The 23,311-nt window shown below is 40.9% G+C and carries 19 protein-coding genes and 1 pseudogene; 14 read left to right on the forward strand and 6 right to left on the reverse strand.

Annotation, left to right across the window (positions count from 1 at the left end):
- Positions 1–31 precede the first annotated feature (31 nt).
- Positions 32–1,084 carry a UDP-3-O-(3-hydroxymyristoyl)glucosamine N-acyltransferase gene (gene lpxD / locus RMY16_RS07195; protein WP_322735797.1) on the forward strand — a complete coding sequence of 351 codons (1,053 nt, stop codon included), beginning with the start codon at positions 32–34 and terminating at the stop codon, positions 1,082–1,084.
- Between the two features lie 679 nt (positions 1,085–1,763).
- The gene (locus tag RMY16_RS07200) at positions 1,764–2,495 is read left to right on the forward strand and encodes an iron-containing redox enzyme family protein (protein ID WP_322735798.1); all 732 of its coding nucleotides are present in this window, start codon (positions 1,764–1,766) and stop codon (positions 2,493–2,495) included.
- Between the two features lie 15 nt (positions 2,496–2,510).
- On the opposite strand, the gene RMY16_RS07205 is transcribed toward RMY16_RS07200, so the two are convergent.
- The 3 genes from RMY16_RS07205 to RMY16_RS07215 form a co-directional block, all read right to left on the reverse strand.
- Entirely contained in the window at positions 2,511–2,699 is a 189-nt protein-coding gene (locus tag RMY16_RS07205; RefSeq protein ID WP_416211653.1) for a hypothetical protein, read from the reverse strand.
- Between the two features lie 79 nt (positions 2,700–2,778).
- A complete protein-coding gene (locus RMY16_RS07210) occupies positions 2,779–3,279 on the reverse strand; it encodes a hypothetical protein (RefSeq protein ID WP_322735799.1) in 501 nt (166 codons plus the stop codon).
- Between the two features lie 520 nt (positions 3,280–3,799).
- Positions 3,800–4,705 carry a CoB--CoM heterodisulfide reductase iron-sulfur subunit B family protein gene (locus tag RMY16_RS07215; RefSeq protein ID WP_322735800.1) on the reverse strand — a complete coding sequence of 302 codons (906 nt, stop codon included), beginning with the start codon at positions 4,703–4,705 and terminating at the stop codon, positions 3,800–3,802.
- A 420-nt stretch (positions 4,706–5,125) separates the two neighbouring features.
- On the opposite strand from RMY16_RS07215, the gene acpP reads away from it, so the two are divergent.
- The 6 genes from acpP (at position 5,126) to RMY16_RS07245 (ending at position 13,386) form a co-directional block, all read left to right on the forward strand.
- The gene (gene acpP, locus RMY16_RS07220; protein ID WP_292744190.1) at positions 5,126–5,380 is read left to right on the forward strand and encodes an acyl carrier protein; all 255 of its coding nucleotides are present in this window, start codon (positions 5,126–5,128) and stop codon (positions 5,378–5,380) included.
- A 235-nt stretch (positions 5,381–5,615) separates the two neighbouring features.
- On the forward strand, positions 5,616–6,866 hold the full coding sequence (gene fabF / locus RMY16_RS07225; protein ID WP_322735801.1) for a beta-ketoacyl-ACP synthase II: 1,251 nt from the start codon (positions 5,616–5,618) through the stop codon (positions 6,864–6,866).
- A 305-nt stretch (positions 6,867–7,171) separates the two neighbouring features.
- On the forward strand, positions 7,172–9,199 hold the full coding sequence (gene tkt / locus RMY16_RS07230) for a transketolase (RefSeq protein ID WP_322735802.1): 2,028 nt from the start codon (positions 7,172–7,174) through the stop codon (positions 9,197–9,199).
- A 112-nt stretch (positions 9,200–9,311) separates the two neighbouring features.
- A complete protein-coding gene (locus RMY16_RS07235) occupies positions 9,312–9,587 on the forward strand; it encodes a hypothetical protein (protein WP_322735803.1) in 276 nt (91 codons plus the stop codon).
- Positions 9,588–9,746: 159 nt separating this feature from the next.
- Entirely contained in the window at positions 9,747–10,748 is a 1,002-nt protein-coding gene (locus RMY16_RS07240) for an ATP-binding protein (RefSeq protein ID WP_322735804.1), read from the forward strand.
- A 28-nt stretch (positions 10,749–10,776) separates the two neighbouring features.
- A complete protein-coding gene (locus RMY16_RS07245; RefSeq protein ID WP_322735805.1) occupies positions 10,777–13,386 on the forward strand; it encodes a S8 family peptidase in 2,610 nt (869 codons plus the stop codon).
- Positions 13,387–13,842: 456 nt separating this feature from the next.
- Here RMY16_RS07245 and RMY16_RS07250 read toward each other — a convergent pair whose 3' ends face one another.
- Positions 13,843–14,922, reverse strand: a complete 1,080-nt coding sequence (locus RMY16_RS07250; protein WP_322735806.1) for a hypothetical protein — start codon at positions 14,920–14,922, stop codon at positions 13,843–13,845.
- A 53-nt stretch (positions 14,923–14,975) separates the two neighbouring features.
- Positions 14,976–15,959, reverse strand: coding sequence for a hypothetical protein (locus RMY16_RS07255; protein ID WP_322735807.1), 984 nt, complete (start codon positions 15,957–15,959; stop codon positions 14,976–14,978).
- A 502-nt stretch (positions 15,960–16,461) separates the two neighbouring features.
- On the opposite strand from RMY16_RS07255, the gene RMY16_RS07260 reads away from it, so the two are divergent.
- From RMY16_RS07260 to RMY16_RS07280, 5 genes are all read left to right on the forward strand, one after another.
- On the forward strand, positions 16,462–17,214 hold the full coding sequence (locus RMY16_RS07260) for a winged helix-turn-helix domain-containing protein (RefSeq protein WP_094349166.1): 753 nt from the start codon (positions 16,462–16,464) through the stop codon (positions 17,212–17,214).
- 53 nt (positions 17,215–17,267) lie between these two features.
- Positions 17,268–18,587, forward strand: coding sequence for a sensor histidine kinase (locus RMY16_RS07265; protein ID WP_322735808.1), 1,320 nt, complete (start codon positions 17,268–17,270; stop codon positions 18,585–18,587).
- Positions 18,588–18,615: 28 nt separating this feature from the next.
- Complete coding sequence (gene phoU / locus RMY16_RS07270; protein WP_322735809.1) at positions 18,616–19,284, forward strand: phosphate signaling complex protein PhoU; 669 nt, start codon at positions 18,616–18,618, stop codon at positions 19,282–19,284.
- A 431-nt stretch (positions 19,285–19,715) separates the two neighbouring features.
- Positions 19,716–20,333: a Crp/Fnr family transcriptional regulator gene (locus RMY16_RS07275; RefSeq protein ID WP_322667327.1), complete on the forward strand. Its 618-nt coding sequence runs from the start codon at positions 19,716–19,718 to the stop codon at positions 20,331–20,333.
- Between the two features lie 148 nt (positions 20,334–20,481).
- The gene (locus RMY16_RS07280; protein WP_322735836.1) at positions 20,482–22,131 is read left to right on the forward strand and encodes an iron uptake porin; all 1,650 of its coding nucleotides are present in this window, start codon (positions 20,482–20,484) and stop codon (positions 22,129–22,131) included.
- Between the two features lie 82 nt (positions 22,132–22,213).
- On the opposite strand, the gene RMY16_RS07285 is transcribed toward RMY16_RS07280, so the two are convergent.
- Positions 22,214–22,474: a hypothetical protein gene (locus tag RMY16_RS07285; RefSeq protein ID WP_322735810.1), complete on the reverse strand. Its 261-nt coding sequence runs from the start codon at positions 22,472–22,474 to the stop codon at positions 22,214–22,216.
- Between the two features lie 233 nt (positions 22,475–22,707).
- On the opposite strand from RMY16_RS07285, the pseudogene RMY16_RS07290 reads away from it, so the two are divergent.
- Positions 22,708–23,309, forward strand: a pseudogene (locus RMY16_RS07290) (DUF3318 domain-containing protein).
- Positions 23,310–23,311: the final 2 nt, after the last annotated feature.

A 23,311-nucleotide genomic window follows, 5' to 3' on the forward strand; every position in this document is an offset into this window, starting at 1 on the left:
AATTGTAGATCAATTTTGAACACACCCAACAATGAAATTCAGCGAAATCCTCCGTCAATTTGGTGACGCGGCCACCAATCATAGCCTGACTAGCAACCCAGACCAAGACCCAGAAATTACAGGGGTAGCAGCCATTGATGAAGCTACCAACGGTACGATCGGTTACATAGAAAGTGCAAAATTTGGGTCTTTTGTCGGTAATACCAATGCTAGTGCCTTAATTTTGCCCCAGGACGAAAAATTACAAGCGCTTGCGCAAGAAAGGGGTATTGTCTGGCTAGCAACCTCAGATCCGCGATTATTGTTTGCCAAAGCGATCGCACTTTTTTATCAACCATATCGCCCTACCCCAGAAATTCATCCTACCGCTGTGATTCACTCCACCGCAAAAGTTGGTAGTAATGTTTACATTGGCCCCCATGCTGTGATTCAACAAGGGGTAGAAATTGGTGATGGTGCAATCATTCATCCCAATGTGGTGATTTATCCAGATGCCAAAATAGGCGATCGCACCACCTTACACGCCAACTGTACCATCCACGAACGTACCCGCATCGGTGCAGATTGCGTCATTCACAGTGGTGCTGTCATTGGTGCAGAAGGCTTTGGTTTTGTTCCTACCCGGACTGGTTGGTTCAAAATGGAACAATCAGGCTATACAGTCTTAGAAGATGGCGTGGAAGTTGGCTGTAACAGTGGCATTGACCGCCCAGCTGTCGGAGAAACACGAGTAGGTCGCAATACAGTAATAGATAACTTAGTACAAATAGGTCACGGTTGCCAAATCGGTTCTGGTTGTGCGATCGCAGGTCAGGTTGGCATGGCGGGAGGGGTGAAACTGGGGAATCGCGTTATTTTAGCTGGACAAACAGGAATAGCCAATCAAGTGAAAATCGGAGACGGGGCAATGACATCTGCTAAAACTGGAATTCACAGCGATGTTGCACCAGGAGAAGTTGTCTGTGGAACTCCAGCCCTTCCTTACAAACTATATCTCAAGGTATGTGCTGTTTATGGTCGCCTGCCAGATATGTATCAATCGCTAAAACAATTACAACGTCAATTCAAAAATAGCAATGAATAAGCTGAAAGTTATCTAAATTACATAACCAAATTCAAATTAACTCTTCTGGGGCGTGAATCTTGCACGTCCCATTCTGTATTCTTGTTCAAGAAGATTTTTTTATTCCTATTGGCAGATGACAAACAAAAGCTGCCTAATAATTTTATACCAACTTTAGAAATTGCGGGAACAAGTAAAGATTTAGTTAATGATTCTTTTTTCTCTGCGTATAAAAAAATATAAAGACTACAATCTTTATTAGGACAAAGTACGAACTTGTACTGAATTTTTTCATAAAAGAGGGTAACAAATTAGTTTAAAAACTGTGTATACAGTTCAGTAAACCAAAAACAAAGTTTTTGGAACGTATTTTAGTTAAAGTTTAAACTCAATTGTTGAAGATAATGCCAATTTTCAAGCCGAACCGAACCGAAATAAGCATTTGCAAATAACTTGTGAAGTATGGTTACAAAGGGTATGCACATTTTACTATGCAAACTGCCTGAGTAATTTTCCATTATTCGCATCGAATCTGTCAATAAAGTAACTGAAGTGAATTTACTTCGTTAATAAGCATTTGCAACCATACTTACAAAAGGTATGCATTCTTTGCTATGCAAGCTCCGTGAATAATTGCCCATATATTCACGCCAAATTAGACAATCAAGCATCAATAAAAACCCACTTATCCCCTAAAATAATGACTGCAATTCTTTCTTTAGATACTGAAATATCCAGCCAATTACAGCAAGTTTTATTAGAAATCACAACTGCACAAGATTTGTCTCTACATCCCTTTGTTCAACGCTTTGCTAATGGAGAATTTTCACAAGATGCAATCCGCCAGTTTGCTATAAAAATGCTACCTGGCTCAAACAGATTCAATATGGCTTTTCTGAAAGTCGCGTCTAAAATGGATAGTTACCATGCTAGAACGATTATGCTAGAAAATGCATTTACAGAGCATGGAGAACTCAACTCAGAGCTTGCTCATGTAGCATTATTTATGCGTTTTATGAAAGGTATTGATTGTCCTAAAATTGATATCAATGCCGATGATGGAGCGTTTCTCATTCCGGCATTACGCTTTAAGAAATTTGAAGTTTGTGATGATGAACCTATAGTACGCTCTTTAGGAAGATTTGCGGCAATTGAGCAAGTATTGCCTGGAATTTTCATCAAATATATCGAAGGACTTCGTAAGATATTTAAAGGTATTGATGACCATACCATCGAATATTTTCATCTCCACTGCCACTTAGATCCAGAACATACAGATGAATTGATTCAAGTAGCCCAAATTTATACCAAGTCTGAGAAAGATGTTGAACTCTTCCGTGAAGGAGTTGAAGATATGGTTAAATCAATTGGCGATATGTTTTCTTGGATGGATGAAAACCTCGAAAAAGAAGCGTTGACTTTACAAAGCTAATAAGCTGTTCCACATTTAAATTGTATAATTACGAGTCAGGGGGGTGACTTCCTGGCTTAGGCATCCATCTACGTACCAACCATGAGCACTTAACCTAATCACTTCTGCTCTGTCTCTCACTTTCTGGGGTACATCTGCCGTTCTCAGGTTGAACAGAGTTTTATCTTGTTCTGAAGTCAAAAACACTCTTAAACGGCTGCCCATATCTCTGTTACCTTAGTAGACACATTCTACCTATTTACTTATCTTTACACAGTTTGGTTTTTTCACCTCGTTCTACTTACTAAAAAGTCTCGTATAGTCTTGCTGCATCAACCAAGACTAAACTATCTGAGTCAATATATAATTCCCATTTCACTTCACAACCATTTAGATAACCTGTTTTAACCTTCAATGTTTGCCATGAGTTCGTCAGGTTAACTGACCCAAATCCATATGAACTAGGAGCAGCGCCAGGACAGAATGCCCAAATACCGAACCGTACATTACCTGTCCCCATTAAAGCTACAGATGCTTGATAGTATCCAGAACGCGGAATTTTATTATGCTGGGTTAAAGATGTGCCTGAAGCATATGTAAAAAGAGCAAAGCATTGACCATCGATTGCCGGAAAATTACTTTGGCTACAGTTATAGCCAAAGTAATTTAATGCTGTTCCAACCCATCCAGCACTCCCACTCTCAAAACCTGAATTGATTAAAATATTATTTGCGCTTGCTGCTCCCGAACAAATAGAGCCAAGGGCAAAAGCAAGAGGAATTGACAACATGATTGACTTTTTCATATCGCTTAATTACTCCAATGATTGGGGCTTGTTACAACTTGGTAAGTTAGCAATCAGCAATGAGGATAAAAGCTATGTCTCATACCTTAGATTTTCGCACAAATCAATTGCATAACTATAAAGTTACTAAAGGGTGCAATTAATCTATACACTGCAAAAAAATCGCCTTATTAGGGACAGGTGATCGCACATATAGCAATCCTAAATCATTTGTGAAAAATCACAGTTGTTGATATGGTGAAAATTGGAAGTCATGGATAGGGTGCATGGCAGTACAAATGGAAGAGTTGATAGAGTTCATTCAGGCTAGCGCAGACTCCAGAGAACTTATAAAGTTCTGGAGGCTATTCCCGATGAATTGGGAAGCCCCGCCCATCTTACGGCGGGGTAGTTCACCCTCTTAACTCTGTGTTCTCTGTGCCTCTGTGGTTAAATAAAAGACTTTTCAACCGCAGAGACGCGGAGGACGCAGAGAGAAAAAGAGATTTTACCAGTCACATTGAAAGGGCTAGTCCTAAAACTAAAATCCTAATTTCTCTAACACTGGCTTTGTAGAAACAATGTGACGGTCTAAACCCAGTTCTTTTGGACTAACGCCAAGTGCCAAAGCAATCAACTGGGGTAAATGCAACACTGGTAAACCTAGCTTTTGTTCAATCACCTTTTCTACCTCTGGCTGGCGCGAATCTAAATTCAAGTGGCACAGAGGACAAGGTGTAACTATACAGTCAGCACCAGATGCTATAGCGTCCTGAATATGCATCCCCGCCATCTTAAAAGATTGGGTAGTGGCATAACTAGCAAGTGGCCAACCACAACATTGTGTCCGCCCTCGGTAATAAATTGGTGTTGCACCCACCGCCCGAAACATATTTTCCATCGCTTCCGGTTGGAAAGGGTCGTCATAAGGCATAGATTTTTGGGCGCGGAGGAGATAACAGCCATAAAAAGCCGCACATTTTAATCCAGTTAACTTTCGGGTGACACGTTTGGTAATTTCCTCTAAACCGTAATCTGTTACTAAGGCGTAAAGAAGATGTTTAACGTCAGTACTACCGCGATAAGGCGAACAGCCTTCTTTATCTAACAAACCATTAACCTGTTCAATATAAACAGGGTTAGAAGTCTTACATTCTTTCAGGTGTTCATTGACGTGACCAATAACACCTTGACAAGTACTGCAATGGGTAAGTAAGGGCAGATCTAATTCTTCTGCTAGGGCAATATTTCTGGCGTTGACTGTATCTTCTAGCAGTTGCGAATCTTCTTTAAATGTGCCCGAACCACAGCAAGCAGCTTTTTTAAGTTCAACTAGTTCAATACCCAGTGCTTGGGTAAGCGCTTGAGTTGATTGGTAAAGTTCCCGACAGGCCCCTTGAGCAACACAACCAGGGAAGTAAGCGTATTTCAGTGTCTGAGGTAGCATAGAAGTATGTTTGGGTTAGAGCGATCGCTCTAAACAATAACTGTTTTATCATTACCTTGTTAGCACCATTCTGATGTTTGACGTTTAGCTACCCTTTAAGCGTCTAGGTTAAAGGGTCGCAGCATCTACATATTCTTAATTGCTAGCAAGACTGTAAATACTGGTCGAGACATTGTAAAAAATTTTAGCAATAATTATAAAACTGAAGCATTTACACGGAACCAGCGATGGTGTAGCACGCTCCACTGCTCAAGTGTTCCTAGAAAACTTATTCCATTTATTTTAAAAATGGCAGAGGTTTTCTAGCAGAAAAACCCTTGGAAGTATGCGGGCGATCGCGCTTGACGATAAGATGTATATGCTCAAAACAATGTCTCCTCTAAAGAGCAGATCGTAGCAAGTGGTTAAGGACTTTTATTTATGAGCCAAACGGAACTTTTTGAAAAGGTCAAGAAAATCGTTATCGAACAACTGAGTGTTGATCCCCCAGATAAAGTCACACCACAAGCCAAGTTTATGGAAGACCTGGGAGCAGATTCCCTCGATACCGTTGAGTTGGTGATGGCTTTGGAAGAAGAATTTGATATCGAAATTCCCGACGAAGCTGCGGAGCAGATTACATCGGTTCAAGACGCAGTAGATTACATCAATAACAAAGTTACCGCCTCAGCTTAACTGAGGATTGGAATTGGGGATTGGGATTGGGGAGATTTTTCTCTAATGTCTAGCCACCCTTCGCGTGACGCTGCTAATGTCGCTAATGCTGACGTTAACGACAGTCACTTGAAGTCAGCAAATCCGATGCCAGTCGCTCGTAAAGGAAATCTTTAAGACCGCGCTGGCTCACCAGTACCTAGTTGCTAACCTCAAATTTTTTGCCTGCTGCTTTTTCGCCATTTTTAACTGAATCATGACAGATCATACACGTAAACGCGTTGTTGTAACTGGTGTTGGCGCGATTACACCTATAGGTAACACAGCAACAGAATATTGGAATGGATTATTGAGTGGACGCAATGGCATTGACTACATCACATTATTTGATGCGTCTCGCCATGATTGCCGGATTGCTGGTGAGGTGAAAAACTTCGATCCACATGATTACTTGGACCGCAAAGAGGCCAAGCGCATGGATCGATTTTCCCAATTTGGGGTTGCGGCAGCAAAACAGGCTCTAGCTAACTCGGAGTTAGCGATCAATGACCTGAATGCAGAACAGGTAGGTGTGATGATCGGTTCTGGGGTTGGTGGCATTAAGGTATTAGAAGACCAGCAAACTATCTACCTCAACCGTGGACCCGATCGCTGTAGTCCATTCATGATCCCGATGATGATCGCCAATATGGCCGCAGGATTAACGGCAATTCATACGGGTGCTAAAGGGCCAAACTCTTGTCCAGTAACTGCCTGTGCCGCTGGCTCTAACGCTGTAGGCGATGCTTTTCGCTTAATTCAAGGGGGATATGCCCAGGCGATGATTTGTGGGGGAACGGAATCAGCTGTCACACCATTGTCGATAGCTGGGTTCGCCGCCTGCAAAGCACTCTCTTTTAGCAATGATGACCCGGCTCATGCTTGCCGTCCCTTTGACCGCGATCGCAACGGATTTGTCTTAGGTGAAGGTGCGGGAATTTTAATTCTCGAAGAACTGCAACACGCCCTAAGTCGCGGCGCTCACATTTATGCCGAAATGATCGGCTATGGCATGACCTGTGATGCTTACCATATCACCTCTCCCGTACCTGGTGGACTCGGAGCCGCTAGAGCGATCGAACTAGCTCTCAAGGATGCTGGCATAACTCCCGAACAGATTAGCTATATTAATGCCCACGGTACTAGTACCCCAGCTAATGATTCAACTGAAACCTCAGCAATCAAAAAAGCCTTGGGAGAACATGCTTATAAGGTGGCAATTAGCTCCACCAAATCGATGACAGGTCATTTATTAGGCGGTTCTGGAGGTATTGAAGCAGTCGCAACAGTACTAGCGATCGCTAATGACCAAATTCCACCAACAATCAATCTGGAAAATCCCGATCCAGAGTGTGACTTAGATTACGTGCCTAACTCTAGCCGCGCTCAAAAAGTCGAGATAGCAATATCCAATTCTTTTGGGTTTGGCGGTCATAATGTCACACTGGCCTTTAAGAAATACGTTTAAAAGAGGCAGGAGGCAGGAGACAGAAGACAGGAGTCAGGAGTCAGAATTCAATAGTTTAATCCAACTCTGCTCGTTTGCCCAATGCCCCATGCTCCATGCCCAAAGTATCAGAAATATCATTCCGATATAACTTAAGCGTTCAGCATGACCCAATTATCAGCTTGATTTATCACCAGAAACTCAGGAGATCCCGCTTGTCCATCGACAAGCGGGAGTGGGATGATGAGGATACTGTGGGGAATCTAAAATAACCCCAGCAAGAGAAGCTACGAAGAGTGCTAACCCGTCGTTAAAAACAAGAGATTATGACTGTTGCAACCCAATCCGCCAAAGAATTGTCCGTCGAAGAACTGGCTATTAACTCGATCCGCTTCTTGGCTATTGATGCCGTAGAAAAAGCAAAATCGGGACACCCAGGACTACCAATGGGTGCGGCTCCGATGGCTTTTGTCCTCTGGGATCGCTTTTTGAAGTTTAATCCCAAGAATCCTAAATGGTTTAATCGCGATCGCTTTGTCTTATCTGCCGGTCATGGCTCGATGTTGCAGTACGCCCTACTGTACCTGACAGGCTACGATAGCGTCACCATTGAAGATATCAAACAATTCCGTCAATGGGAATCCAAAACCCCTGGACACCCGGAAAACTTCATGACCCCAGGTGTAGAAGTCACCACTGGCCCACTAGGTCAAGGAATTGCTAATGGAGTCGGTTTAGCGATCGCTGAAGCGCACCTTGCCGCTAAATTTAACAAACCCGATAGCAAGATTGTTGACCATTACACCTACGTAATTTTAGGTGACGGTTGCAACATGGAAGGAATTTCTGGTGAGGCTTGTTCTTTTGCAGGACACTTGGGATTAGGCAAACTCATCGCTCTGTACGACGACAACCACATTTCCATCGACGGTTCCACAGATGTGGCATTCACCGAAGATGTTTCCAAGCGTTTTGAAGCTTACGGTTGGCACGTTCAACACGTCGAGGACGGTAATACAGACCTAGAAGCGATCGCCAAAGCAATTGAAGCGGCTAAAGCTGTCACCGATAAGCCTTCTTTCATCAAGGTAACAACCATTATTGGTTACGGTTCTCCCAATAAAGCAAACACTGCTGGCGTTCACGGCGCTGCCCTTGGTGGAGACGAAATAGCATTGACTCGGAAAAATTTGGGTTGGGAATATGAGCCTTTCGTAATACCCGAAGAAGCCCTCAACCACACACGCAAAGCAGTTGAGCGCGGCGCAGGTTACGAAAGCGACTGGAACAAAACCTTTGCCGACTACAAAGCTAAGTATGCTCAAGAAGCTGCTGAATTTGAACGTTACCTAAACGGTAAGCTACCCGACGGTTGGGATAAGGTACTACCCACTTACACCCCAGAAGACAAAGGACTACCTACCCGTAAACACTCAGAAACCTGCCTTAACAAACTAGCGGCGGTTTTACCTGAATTGATTGGTGGTTCAGCTGACTTAACCCACTCCAACCTGACCGAAATCAAGGGTAAGGGCGACTTCCAAAAAGGAGAATACCAAAACCCCAACATCCACTTTGGTGTGCGGGAACATGGTATGGGCGCAATCTGTAATGGTATAGCACTGCACAGTTCAGGATTAATTCCCTACGGTGCTACCTTCTTAATCTTCACAGACTATATGCGTGCTGCCATCCGTTTATCCGCCCTTTCCCAAGCTGGCGTGATTTGGGTGATGACTCACGATTCCATTGGACAAGGTGAAGATGGCCCCACGCACCAACCCATTGAAACTCTGGCTTCCTTGCGAGCTATTCCTAATTTATTAGTGTTTCGTCCCGCAGACGGTAACGAAACCTCTGGCGCTTATAAAATAGCGATCGAGAAAGCGAAGGAAAATGCTCCGTCTCTGTTGGCGTTCACCCGTCAAAACGTCCCCAACTTGGCAGGTACATCGATTGAGGGCGTAGCTAAGGGTGGATACACCGTGGTGGATAGCGAAGGCACACCTGATCTCATCCTGATTGCCACTGGTTCAGAACTGAGCCTCGCCGTCGGCGCAGCTGAAAAACTCAAGGCTGAAGGCAAGAAAGTCCGTGTTGTTTCGCTACCTTCATGGGAACTGTTTGAAGCACAGGATGCGGCTTATAAAGAGTCGATTCTGCCAAAAGCTGTCACCAAGCGTTTATCTGTAGAAGCTGGCGCTAGTTTCGGTTGGCACAAATATGTGGGTACTGAAGGCGATACTGTTAGTATTGATCGCTTTGGTGCTTCAGCTCCAGGTGGTGTTTGTTTAGAGAAGTTTGGTTTTAGCGTTGATAATGTATTAGCTAAGGCTAAACAATTGTTGGGTTAATAGCAACAGAATATTCTCAAAATAGTGTAGGGTGGGCTGAAAGGCCCGCCTTTTTTATGTAAAGAAAGATTAGCTATAATTGGAGTAATAAGTTACTAATTGCAAGGAAGTTATGCAGGAAGTTTCTGAGGAAAGAGACGTACTTCTAGCCCGGATAACAAAAATTGTAGAACATTTGATGCAAAAGGATAGTAGCTATCAGTATTATCTAGATAAAGATAAAGCAATAAAAATGATATTTAAATACTATTCTGAGAAAGTTTCTATGGAGGAACTAAAAGCTATGTCTGATTTCAGATTAACAGGGTTTGTTGAGGGAGATATGATGACTTTGTTATTGATTGAAGGGGAAGATGATATAGACCTTAAAGCAATGTCTTATGTTTAGATATAGTAAATTCCTAAGCAGAAGAATAATTTTTTGTTACATAACTTAATATAAAGATTAGAAACAAGCTGATCGCGTTATAATTTATAACGCACTAGTACTTTTATAGTACAATAGTACTAATTAAGTCCAAAATTACTATTTATACTGAGAGGCAGTATGAAAGCAGAGCTTCTCAAAAGATTTTTTAGAGCGATCGCTAGTTCAGATCAAGAAGCGATTGATAAGCTGACATATTTAGTGATTGAGGAAGAACGCAGTAAGGGACATACCCTCTTAGCTGACCAGTTAGAGAATATCACTAAAAAAAGCCAGAAAGAGAAGCCTACTAACATTAGCAAACCTGCTTCTTCAATACCAGAAAAATTACAGACATTAACTGAATTATCAACCAGTAAGCGATTTAATCTTCCCTTAGTAACTATCATACCAAGGGATAATTTGCGGCATCACATGGTGTTGCCAATAAATATTGAAAAACGTTTCTGTCGAATCGAACGCGAGTATGCGGCTAGAGATAGGCTTGCTCATCATGGATTGCGTTACAGACAAAAAATTCTTTTATATGGGCCTCCTGGGTGTGGAAAGACATTAGGAGCAGAACGTTTAGCTTGGAATACAGGATTACCACTCTTGAAAGTTCGGTTTGATGCAATGGTGTCGTCTTTTTTAGGCGAAACTGCGAGCAATTTAAGACTTGTATTTGAGGATGCCTCAAAAAATCCATGTTTATTGTTTCTTGATGAATGTGACTCAATTGCTAAGACACGAGAAGACTCTCAAGAAGTAGGAGAAATTAAGCGAGTGGTCAATACATTTCTTCAAATTTTGGATGAGTATCAACCCTCTTCTGGGCTTTTAGTAGCAGCTACAAACCTAAATAAATCTCTAGATACTGCTCTTTGGAGAAGATTTGATGACTTGATTGCAGTACCCAAACCCGGAGAACAAGAGCTAGAATTTATACTAAAGGAAACATTATCTGCAATTGAAGTGGGATCTATCAACTGGCCAAGGATCATTGAGCAGATGAGAGATTTTTCTGCGGCTCAAGCTGTGAGGGTTGCACAAGATGTAGCTAAAAGAGCAATCCTTGAGCGAGAGGAGCTAGTGATTCAAGAACACCTAGAAGAAGCGATCGCAGAAATCAAAGTTTCCTAGTATTAATTTTTGGTGTCTGGATAAATAAATGGTTGAAAGTTTTCAGGATTTTCCGCATATCACGCTTAGGTTGACAAAACAAGGAAGCGCTGTCCCACCAACAGGAGGAGGAAAAAAGAATCCCATCACAGTCGTTAATCTGGGGAATCGCCAGGGACATGGAAGTAAACTCAAAGGTTCGGTTGAATCCTTAATCTTTGATTGGCAAGATACCCAAGAAAAACGTGAGCAAGAAGGAAAGCCGCCACTTCCTGAAAAATCTAAACCTATCATTTTAAAGATAGATCCTATTGCCTTCGATGTAGAGGATCTAAGAAAGTATGGTATTGAGGTCATTGCTGAATTAGAAGATGGATATATTATTGGGGCTTCTGCGAATGATCCAGAACTTAGTAAACTACAAACAAAGATAGAACAATTTATTAAAGCAGAACGAGGTGGTAATAAAATTGCCGAAATATGGGAAATTTTGAATGGAACTAGAAGACCAGAATACATTTTATCACCAGAATTGCTTAATGAATGGGAACAAATCACTGACGATAAAATTTTTATAGTAGATGTGGGGATTTCCTGTATAGGAACTAAGTCTCAATTTTCTGATTATCCAGAACAAAAGCCTAACGAAACTGATGAAAGATATACTAGACGAGTTAGGGAATGGATAAATAAACGTGATTCAACATACCAACAATGGGATGATATCAAGTCAGAAAGAGAAGATGATTTTACAGATTTTGTTCAAGGATATCAAGGAGAAATTTTCAATATTATTGATGGACATATTCCTAATTCTGCTCAACTACCAGATAGTTTTTCTTGCAGAATTGAAATTTCTGGTAAGGGATTAAAAGATTTAGTTTTAAATTTTCCGTATATTTTTGATGTCAGTTTGCCTGATGATATAACTGAATTTGTTAAATCTGAAACTTTATCAGATGTTGAGAATATCGATTTTCAACTAGAGCCACCAGAATCAAATGCTCCTAATGTATGTATTATTGATAGTGGTATTCAAGAAAGTCATTTTCTTTTAAAAGCAGCGATTGATTCACAAAGTTCAAGGTCTTGGGTTCCAGGAGAAACTCATACAACTGCTGACTATTATGGCAACGGTGGACATGGAACTAGAGTAGCTGGTGCGGTTCTTTACCCCAGGACTATACCCCGCAGTGGCAAGGAAAAATCTATTTGCTGGATTCAAAATGCAAGAGTTCTAGATGCTAACTGCGAACTGCCTAAACAGCTATTTCCCCCAATTTTTCTATGTGAAATTGTAAAAATTTACTACGATCAAACAAAAACAAGAATTTTTAATCATTGTATTGCTGGGTCTGTTCCCTGCCGAACCCAGTATATGAGTTCTTGGGCAGCAACTATTGATAATCTGACATGGACAAAGGATATCCTGTTTATTGTCGCAGCTGGTAATTTACCTTCCGAAGGCGGGAAAATAGGCTATACAAGATTATCTGTGAAAGAACATCTGGCAGACAATCGACCATATCCAGATTATCTATTAGAAAATTCATGTAGAATTGCTAACCCTGCACAAAGCTTTCAAGCTTTAACAGTTGGTTCAATTGCTCTAAGTTATTACCATCAATTTCCCTATTCTTCTATCTCACAGAAGGATAAGCCTTCAGCCTTTTCATGCTTTGGATTGGGAATTTGGAAGACGATTAAGCCAGAAGTAGTTGAATATGGTGGGGATTTTGTCATAGACGAAGGTACACCACCTAACATTACATATCCTCAAAATGTTTGTCCTGAATTAGTGCGTTCAACATTGAATGGTGGGCCTGCACTTGCTGCTGACAAAGTGGGAACATCATTTGCAGTACCAAAAGTAAGTCATATTGCTGCACGTCTAGCTGCTGATTTACCCAATGAGAATTGCCTTCTTTACCGTGCATTAATAGTTCAATCAGCAAGGTGGCCTGAATGGACAACGGCAGATGATGTTAATAAATTGCACGTTCTTCGTCAAATTGGTTATGGTCTTCCCAATGTTGATCGTGCTTTGGGTAATGCTCCCAATAGAATCACTCTGATGACAACAGGAGAGTGCCGTATTGTAGCTAAACAAGCTCATGTTTACCAAGTAAAACTACCAGAAAAATTACGTTCTCAAGGAGAGCGATTTAAGATTCTTCTGGAGGTTACTTTATCGTATAAAGCCCAACCACGTCGAACCCGTAGAAATCGCCGAAAATATCTTTCAACTTGGCTAGATTGGGAATGTAGTAAAAAAGGAGAAGATCCAGAACGCTTTCTGAAAAGGATTTTGAAAGAGTATGATGCTCCAGAGGATGCTGAAAAGGGAGAGGGTATTTTTAAATGGATGCTAGGAAAACAAAATAATCACGGAATAATTAAAGATGTATCCAGAAGTGCAGGAACCCTTGAAAAAGATTGGGCTGTTGTAGATTCATTTGAACTCACAGAAGCATTTTCTATTGCAGTTGTTGGACATGAAGGTTGGAACAATGATCCAGAAGCTAGTGTTCCATACTCTCTAGTTGTGAGCTTTGAAGCTATACAAGTTGATATTCCAATTTATACGTCAATTGTCGAGGCTCAAGTTGAAATAGAGATTGAACCACCGATAGAAATTCAATCTACTGTAGTTAGCTGAGGCGATCGTAGCCCCGCTATTAAACATATCCATAAATTAAATATGGATTATCCAGAACCCTTGTAGACTCGTAGCAGTGCTAAGTCTCTTTTGCATCACATATCTATTGAGATTTGTATTTATCTTGTTAAAAGTGAAGGTTTCTACAGAGGTAATATTATTTACTAACTTGTTTTAGTAAAACTTCAATTCTCGTATGATATATTGATGTCATCAATGATACTTGTAATCTAAATAATATTGTAGTAAATATTAAAATTTAGTATTATGTCTAGTCAAGAACAAAATTCCAACAAAGCATTGAAGCAAACGCAGGCTAGCCCAATAAAGAAGAAGAAAATACAACCTCCCCCAGACCTCAAAAAACCAAAGAAAACTGAATAAAAAGCATTAGAGTTACTTGTAGAGACTTAATTGAATTTAAGTCTCTACAATTTTCATCAAAAATAAATAAGCTTATTTATTTTTCGCTTGAGTCTTTGCCTGTTCTAAAGCTATTTCTTTAATTGCCTGATATGAATTAACATTTGAAGTACCTTCAATAGCTTTCACTGCCAAATCCTGAACTTGTTTGAGAGCAGATTCAAGTTGTTTAGAAAGATTTTGAATCCGTGTCTCTTGATTAGTAATAGTTTGTTCTAGAGATTGCAGTCTTTGTTCATAGAAACGCTTTTGCCCTTCTACTTCCTTAGAATATAAATCTGATTTTATTTTAGCTTGGTAGTGGGCGATGCCTTTGCCTTCTTCTGTAGCTTTTTTGATGGCTGCTTCTTTATCTTTTGGAAAAGCCTCTACCTTGGCTTTTAACTCTTCAAATTGTTTCTCTCTCTCAGAAATTGCTTTCTCTCGTTCAGCCCACTGCTTTTCTGTTTCTTGTAGTAATTCTTCAAGTTGCTTATATAGCGCTTTCTGCTCTTGTTCGTATTCATCATTTTGCAGTTGCCGCTGGAGTTCTAGATTATACTTATACTCTGCTGCATCGCGTTGCCGAGTTTTATTCAAGTTTTCATTCCGTTCTTTTATCGCCCGTTGCTGTTCCTCTTGTTCTTTTCCCCAAGTATTTCTTTGCTCTAGTATTTCTTGGAATAACACTTCCGAACGTTGGCTATATTCTTCCTGATAAGCTTTAGTATTATCTTCATAGGCTTGGATGAGAGTATCCAAGATATTATCAGAAATTTCTAAATTATGCAGCTGTGTTAATTGTTGGATTTCTTCTTCTAAAGTTCGCCTAATTTCTTCTAATTTCGAGGCTTTTGTGGTTAGCTGTTCCGATAATTCATTAGCAGCACTGCCAAAACCTAATTGAATCTTTGCCAAGCTTTCAATTGTATTGTTCATCTTCTGTTGGACACTAGAAAGCTGATTCATAGCTATTTTTTGTTCTAATTTAGGCTGTTCTTTAGTTCCAGACTGGTTTTCTTGGGCAACTTTATCAAGTTCTGATTTAAGTGCTGCTTTTTCTTTTGCCAACTCCTCATACGCCTGAAGAATTTCTACTTTAGTATTCTTATCAGTCGGTTTTTTCCCCACCACAACAAACCTCCTCTTCAGGAATTCAAAATAATTAAGATGCTACGAACTCACAACTATTTAGGGTTAGAACTACCAAAAGCCCTCATAGCTAAGTCTTGTGCTTGTTTTAATGCAGTTTGCAATTGAGCAGAAATGCCTTCTATTTGCTCTGATTGTTTCTTAATTGTTTCTTCCAGAGATTGAATTTTTTGTTCATAGCTCTGTTTGTTAGATTCCCATTCTCTTTCAGATAAATCAGCCTCGATTTTAGCTTTTTGGCTTGTTTCTTTAATTGCTTCTTCTCTAGCCTTCTTAACGGCTTCTTCCAGTTCGCTAGGAAATGTAGTTACCTTTTGTTCATAATCTGCAAAGAGTGGTTGGCGTTCAGTGAATATTTTTTCTCGTTCTGCCCAATCTTTCTCTTTCTTTTGAGAGTTTTCTTGTATTTCCCTTTGTTGTTGGCGCTTTATCCCTTCGTAGCTGTCTGTATTGAGTTTACGATTAGTTTCTAACTTATACTGAAATTCTTCTTGTTCTTGCTGGCGAGATTTAGCTAATAAATCGTTATATGCTTGAAATTTTTCTTCATACTCTGCTTGCTCTTTTTGCCAGTCTTTCCGTCTGATTGTAATTTCTTTCTCTAGTGCTTCCTTTTTACTAATAGTATCTTGTTCGAGAATTTTTAATTTTTCTTGGTGTTCTTGACTTAAAACGTCTAGAGTATCGGCTACAACTCTAATTTGTTGCAGTTCTTGTAGACGTTGAGTTTCAATTTCTATAGCTCGGTTCAATTCATCTAACTTGGAATTTTCCTGAGCTAGTTTTTCAGATAACCCATTGAGAATACTGCCAAATTCCAGTTGTAAATCAGCTAAACCTTTGACAATACTATCAACTGTATATGCAGAAGCTGCTTGCAGAATTTCTTGACTTTTTGCCTTTTCTGCTTCCTCTTGTTTGGTTGCTATTTTAGATTCAAGTTTTTTTCTTTGGATAATAATTTGTTGAAATGCTTGCATTAGTTGTTGTTTGCTGTCTTTGACTCCAACTGTAGTCATCTTCCAACTCCCTTCAATAGGCAAATGATTTATTGGGTAGCAAGCCATACCAATGACTACCCTATGCAGACATCAGAGTAGCTTTTTAATCAACATTTTTAACGCAGTGGAAATACTGAAATGATCCACATCTGACACTTAGTGGGTACGAATTTTCCACATATATGTCTTTCTGTTTTTTAGGTGTAGTTTTCCCTTTTGATTTTTATAGTACTTTTGTACTAAAATAAATATACCTAACCTAATCTCCTCTGTCAAGATAATTCTTCATGCAATAATGTGTGAAGACAGAATCGAAAATTCAAAGTCTTTAATTAAAAACTATTTAGAAGCTTGCAGGCACAGTGATTTATGATTTAGAAGACTGCTGTGGTGTATGTTACTTTATGTAAATAAAATCTAAAAGAATTAACCCTAGTAGAAGCGCAGTTGCAGTAAGGCGAGATAATAGACTTAATCATCCTAATTGATACAAGCACAGTCCTAGACTTTTGTGATATCAATGTATACCAGTGAATCGACCAAGTATTCTGCCAGAACGGACATTGGACAAACCAGCCGTATTCTAGTAGTAGAAGATGAAGAATTAATCCAGGAAATGCTAGCTGTAGCTCTGGAAGAAGAAGGTTATGGGGTGATAACTGCTCCCGATGGGCGGTCTGCTATAGAGTATCTGAAAAGTTTTGAAACCAATTCAGGGGAACTTCCCTTTGATCTGGTCATTCTTGATTTGATGCTACCGCAAATCAATGGGCTAGATATTTGCCGTTTGCTGCGTCATCAAGGCAACCCAGTACCTATTTTAATGCTCAGTGCTAAGGGTAGTGAAACTGACCGTGTTTTGGGGTTAGAGGTGGGTGCAGATGACTACCTGACCAAACCCTTTAGTATGCGCGAGTTAGTGGCTCGTTGTCGCGCTTTACTCCGCCGCCAACGCTTAAGTAATTTACCACCAATACCAGTATTAAAATTTAAGGATGTCTCCTTAAATCCCCAAGAATGTCGCGTGCTAGTTCGCGGTCAAGAAGTGAGTCTTTCTCCCAAAGAGTTTCGTTTGCTGGAACTGTTTATGAGTTACGCCCGCCGGGTATGGTCACGGGAACAATTGCTCGATCAGGTTTGGGGGCCGGATTTTGTTGGCGATAGTAAAACCGTAGATGTTCACATTCGGTGGTTGCGCGAAAAATTAGAGCAAGACCCCAGTCATCCCGAATATATTGTGACTGTAAGAGGTTTTGGCTATAGGTTTGGATAATTAGTTGGGATAGTTGTTAGTTTTTAGTAGTCACCAAAAAACTAACAACTCAAATGCTTTTATTGGGATTTTTTCTGGGTTTAGCGGTAGGCATTGGGTTTTGGATTTGGCAGCAGGTTCAACTTAACCGCTACCTGGGGCGCTTGCTTCGACCGTTAACCTTGCATTCTGACAAGATAGGACTGCTGCTGATTCCTGGGTTGCGGCAAGAAATAGCAATGGTGAAGCAGCAGCGACAAGATTTGCAGCAGTCGTTGCAAACTTACCAAGACCTGTTAGACTTTGCCCCAGTGGGATATTTGCAGGTGGATGAGGAAAATCAACTGCTGTGGTGTAATCGACAGGCGCAGGAAATTTTGTATCTGCAAAGGTGGCAACCAGACCAGGTGCGCTTGTTATTGGAGTTGGTCAGGTCTTATGAACTCGACCATTTAATTGAGCAAACTCGCGATTTGCAAAAACCACAGACAGCAGAATGGATATTTCATCCATCTTGTGATGATGCAGCAGAGATGGCAACAATCAAATCTCTAGCTTTGCGGGCTTCTAGCTTGCCTTTACCCAATGGACAAGTGGGAGTGTTTTTAGAAAATCGTCAACCCCTATTAGATATAAATCAAGTACGCGATCGCTCTTTTTCTGATCTAGCACACGAACTCAGAACGCCACTAACTTCGATTCGCTTGGTTGCGGAAACTTTACAAACCCGCTTGGAACCACCTTTAAATCGCTGGGTTAACCGCCTTATGCAAGAAGTTGATCGGCTGATTAACTTAGTGCAAAGCTGGTTAGAACTTACCCAAATGGAAGCAAACCCAAACGTGCAATTGCAAGCCAAAGCTGTAGAATTGCGATCACTAATTACATCTGTTTGGGAAACACTAGAACCCTTAGCACAGCGCCAACATCTGTCTTTTTCTTATTCTGGCCCCGAAAATCTGTGGATTAAGGCAGATAAAGCCCGGATTTACCAAGTTTTTCTCAACTTGCTAGACAACAGCATTAAATACAGTCCTGCTGGTACAAGTATTCATGTTGAAGCGAAAATCTTATCAACAAAAGATAATTATCCTGTTTCCTCAATCTTGGAAATAAATCTTATTGATTCTGGAGCCGGCTTTTCTGAGGCAGATTTACCCCACGTTTTTGAGCGATTTTATCGAGGAGATAAAGCGCGAACTCATTCCCCCCAAGATAGTAACTCCATAGGGGCAATCGTTGGCAATGGATTAGGTTTAGCGATCGTTGAGCAAATTTTAATTGCCCACGGTGGTTCAATCAAAGCGATGAACCATCCAGAAACTGGCGGTGCGTGGATGCAACTCCAATTTCCTGAAGTTATGACAAACTCCCTAAGCCAAGACTATAGTTAGTAATATCTTCACCTTTGAGACAACAAGTGTGAAAGCAGTCGATTATACTCCCAATCCGCAAAGACCACAACTCGCACGCGCCATTAGGCGCTTAGAACGGGATGTATTACGCATGGGTGCCTTGGTAGAACAATCATTTCGCCTCAGCCACCAAGCGTTATTTGCTCGTAACTTAACAGCAGCCGAGGAACTCCCCCGATTAGATAAAAAGATCGATCGCTTTTATCGTCAAATCGAATCAGACTGTACGGCGATTATGACGCTACAAGCGCCTACAGCTCCCGATTTGCGCTGCTTGAGTGCCTTTATGCAGCTGGTGCGAGATTTAGAGCGTATTGGCGATTATGCTGAGGATTTAGCTGAAATTGCGATTAAAATTTTTCCTTACGCGCCTCATACATCTTTGCCCGACATTGAAGCTATGTCCCTTCATGCGCAGTCGATGTTAGCAACTAGCTTAAAGGCCTTGGGAGATTTCGATGAAGCCAGTGGACGCCGTTTAAAACATCTGGATGATACTGTAGACGATGCCTACGATCGCGTTTATCAGACTTTAGCCCAACAACGAGATGTGCCTGGTGTAGTCGAGCCAATTATACTGCTGGCACTGGCAATTCGTTGTCTGGAACGTATGGCAGATCATGCTACAAATATCGGTCAAAGGGTAGCATATATTGTCACAGGTCAACGCTCCTAATTGATATGCTGCCCAGATCCCCGACTTCTACGCTCCAGGTATCTGCAAGAAGTCGGGGATCTAAATCCAGCGATTTAGTAAGCGCCATTCCATCCTAGTATTTTCATAATTATTTGCGCCTACATCTTTACTTAGTCTTCAAAAAATACTAAATACTTAAAAATAAGTTAACTAAATATTTTACTAAAAGCTTACCTATTCTTAAACTTACACAATTAAAGTAGCGGATAAACAACTAAAAATTTTGGCTCTATCTCACAGATAGATACCTTCAGTAAAAGTTGTTACCATCAGAAAATTTTGAGTTAGTCTCTAGCTCTGATTGAGAAGAATAGACTTTCCGATATATAGGTAAATTTTGATACAAATTATTAGAGTTTCTTAATCATTATAAATAGCGAGATTCCCTGATAATTATGTAATTACGGTTAATGATGTATTCCACAAGTGCCACTTTAAACTCTTCTGCTGCGTCAAATAGCTGTACTTTCAACAGACAATTACCCCAGCAGATATTTACCCGTCGGGAAGTAATTCCACCTCAAAATGACGTACTTTGGCGTATTGAATACGGTGCAGTTCGTACCTTAACATGGAGTGAAGATGGAACATTCATCACTCTCGGTTATTGGGGGCTAGGGGATTTGATCGGCTATCCTTTGTCTAAGGTGAAGCCCTACCAGATTGAATGTCTCACAGGCGTGGAAGTAAGCATTGTTCCACCTCATTTGTGGTATCAGGATATTAATGCTTTGTTGTCTCATATTCAACAAGCAGAGGATTTACTAAGCATTGTGCATCGAAAACCAATTTCGCTACGCTTATGGCAGTTTTTAGTATGGTTAAGTGAAAAATTTGGCCGTGACGTAGATAAGGGCAAGCTAATTGATTTAAATGTTACCCATCAAGATATTGCTGAAGTGTTAAATACTACGCGAGTAACAGTTACGCGACTCTTACAGCAGTTAGAGGAAGAAGGAACAGTTTTACGTCACAAACGCCGTATTATTTTGCGCCTACCAAATAAACTAATTAAAAACTATATATAGTTCAGCAGTATATTAACTGACTTGCTTGTAATAATCACAGAATTAATGTATAATAGTCGCTGTGATTGTGTGTGAAATCCACGAAAGAAAAGTGTTTAAAGCATTTTATCATGGCTGGATTGTTGTAGGTGTGAGTGAAAGTAAAAACATGACAAAACGATTCTGGAATCTTTTTAAAGTTAGTCCGGTTGTATTAGCTGCTACATTTTTCGTTGCTAATAGTGCCTTAGCTGCTGAAGTCAACGAACAGGTAACAAATGTTGGCGAGTTATCTGAAACTCAAGAGTCTAACGAAATGAGTCAGGTAACATCAGTTTCTCAGTTTTCGGATGTGCAGCCGACAGATTGGGCGTTCCAAGCTTTACAATCTTTAGTTGAGCGCTACGGCTGTATTGCAGGTTATCCTAACAGTACTTATCGTGGGAACCGTGCTTTAACCCGTTATGAATTTGCCGCAGGTTTAAATGCCTGTTTAGATCGGGTTAACGAACTGATTGCTACAGCTACTGCCGATTTGGTCAGCAAACAAGATTTAGCTACTTTACAGCGTTTACAAGAAGAATATTCTGCTGAACTAGCAACTCTGCGCGGTCGCGTTGATGGATTAGAAGCCCGCACTTCTGAGTTGGAAGCTAATCAGTTCTCCACTACCACCAAGTTGGTTGGAGAAGCAATTTTCGCCGTGTCTGATGTTTTTGGTGACACTAGAGCAGCCCGTGGTGGCGCTCCTACTCAAGACTTGGATTATAATACCACTTTTAGCGATCGCGTTCGTTTAAACTTGTTGAGCAGTTTCACTGGTACAGACCAGTTGCAAATTCGTTTGAATGCTGGAAATATCGTCTCCAATCGGGGTAATGATGCATTGGGTACTGGTACTGGTACCAACATGACCCGCTTGGGTTTTGATGGAGATAACAACAACGCTATTGTAATCGATAAAATCAACTATGCTTTCAACTTGACTGACGCAGTACGTGTCAAAATTGATGCTACTGGTGGTGAATTATACGAGAATGTTAATACTTTCAATCCAGACTTTGCAAGCTCTGCTAGAGGTGCGCTCTCACGGTATGGACGTTTCAGCCCCATATATCGCCAAGGTCAAGGTGGCGCTGGTGTAACTGTTACCTTCAATCCTAAAGGCGCCATCAGCTTCAGCGGTGCTTATCTAGCTAGGACTGCTAACGACCCTACCCTTAATAATGGGTTGTTTGATGGTGATAACGCTATCTTTGGTCAGTTATCTTTCCAACCCACCAAAGCGTTTAATATTGGTCTAAGTTACGCTCGCACTTATCAAACTGATGCTGCTGCCAATACCCTTTTCCAAGGTACGGGTAGTATTTTTGCCAACACTCCTTTTGGGGCTAACACTCGTACCGAAGCCAATAACTACGGTGTAGAAGCTACCTTCCAATTTAGTCCTCAGTTGGCTATTAGTGGTTGGGGAGGTTATACAACTGCTGATGCTAGGACTGGTGCTAATGCAGGTGCGGACGCAGATATTTGGTACTGGGCTGGAGCGCTTGCTTTGAAAGACTTTGGTGGCGAAGGCAACGTTTTAGGTGTGATCTTTGGTCAACCACCCAAAGTTACTGGTGGTAGTATCAAAAATGTCGCTGGCAATACTACCTTCGACGACAGTACTTCTTATCACTTAGAGGGTCTTTACAAGTACAAGATTTCCGATAATATTCAGGTAACACCTGGTTTGTTGGTAATCTTCAATCCAGAGCACAACGACGCTAACGACACTGAATACGTAGGTACTTTACGTACTACCTTCACCTTCTAAAATTGGTGATGAAATATAAAACTGAGAATTAGATAAACAAAACCCCACTTTTCGGTGGGGTTTTGTTTAGAAAGAAAATTAGCTATGTAGGATTGTAATCTGGCTGATCGGATATATCTTTTGGGAGGCGATCGCTACTCCAAGCCCACCACACAGAATTACAGTGACAGTAATAAAACTCTTGCCATTTGCGACGACGGTCTTCCATAAGAACAGGCGATCGCCGATTTAGCCAAACTTTTTCAGCTTCTAGGCTACTTGAGTGGCAGTTAGGACAGCAAAAATCATAAGCGTGTATTGCCTTATTCGTCCATTCAGGTGGGAGGGGAGCAAAAGCGTCCATGTAGTTACAAATATAGTCTTAATGGCAAGCCAAAATTTTGAGGTTTGGAATTTGGCGGCAAACGAATACTATAGAATCCCACCATACTATACAAACTGCTTAATCAATATTTTTATGACTCGATCTGAATCTATTCAAGACTGCGAGAGCATCTCATCAATCAAAGATTAACATGAAAACTTTATTTTTTACACATCTAGTTACTATGCACATTATGGCTAATAATTAAATTTATGGAGCCAAATGTTGAAATTCGCCGTTTGTTAGATGTGATGCCTGCTTCTGGTCGGATGACGACAAAAATCGTCAGTAAGCCAGAGCAAGCAAAAGTAATTGACGCTTCCTTTCCCCAACCCTGGAACCAAGCGCGACCGATATATATTAATTTTGATTTGTGGCGTCGCCTGACAAAGCCGCAACGAGACTTGCTGCTGTTGCAGATGGTTAGCTGGTTAACGGGGGTAAAGTGGTTTAAACCCGACATCTATCAAGGTGTGGTGTTGGCTGGGCTGTTTGGCGGATTCTTGGAAGCAGCACAGTCAGATGTAGTGGGCGTTGCTGTAGCTGGAGGATTAAGTGCGATCGCTGCTTTTCGGATTTGGCGCACTAATAAATCTCAAGAGTCAGAGTTAAATGCCGATGCAGCCGCAATTAAAATAGCGCAGCGGCGTGGTTATTCAGAAGTTGAAGCAGCCCAGCATCTGTTATCAGCAATTGAAGCCGTAGCCAAAATTGAAGGGCGTTCCAGTTTCAATTTTACTGAGTTGATTCGTTGCCAAAACTTACGAGCGATCGCAGGTTTATCACAGTGGGTATACCAGAAAGTTATAAGTAAAA

It is taken from the genome of Nostoc sp. DedQUE12b, assembly GCF_034530835.1.
Classification (GTDB): Bacteria; Cyanobacteriota; Cyanobacteriia; order Cyanobacteriales; family Nostocaceae; genus Nostoc.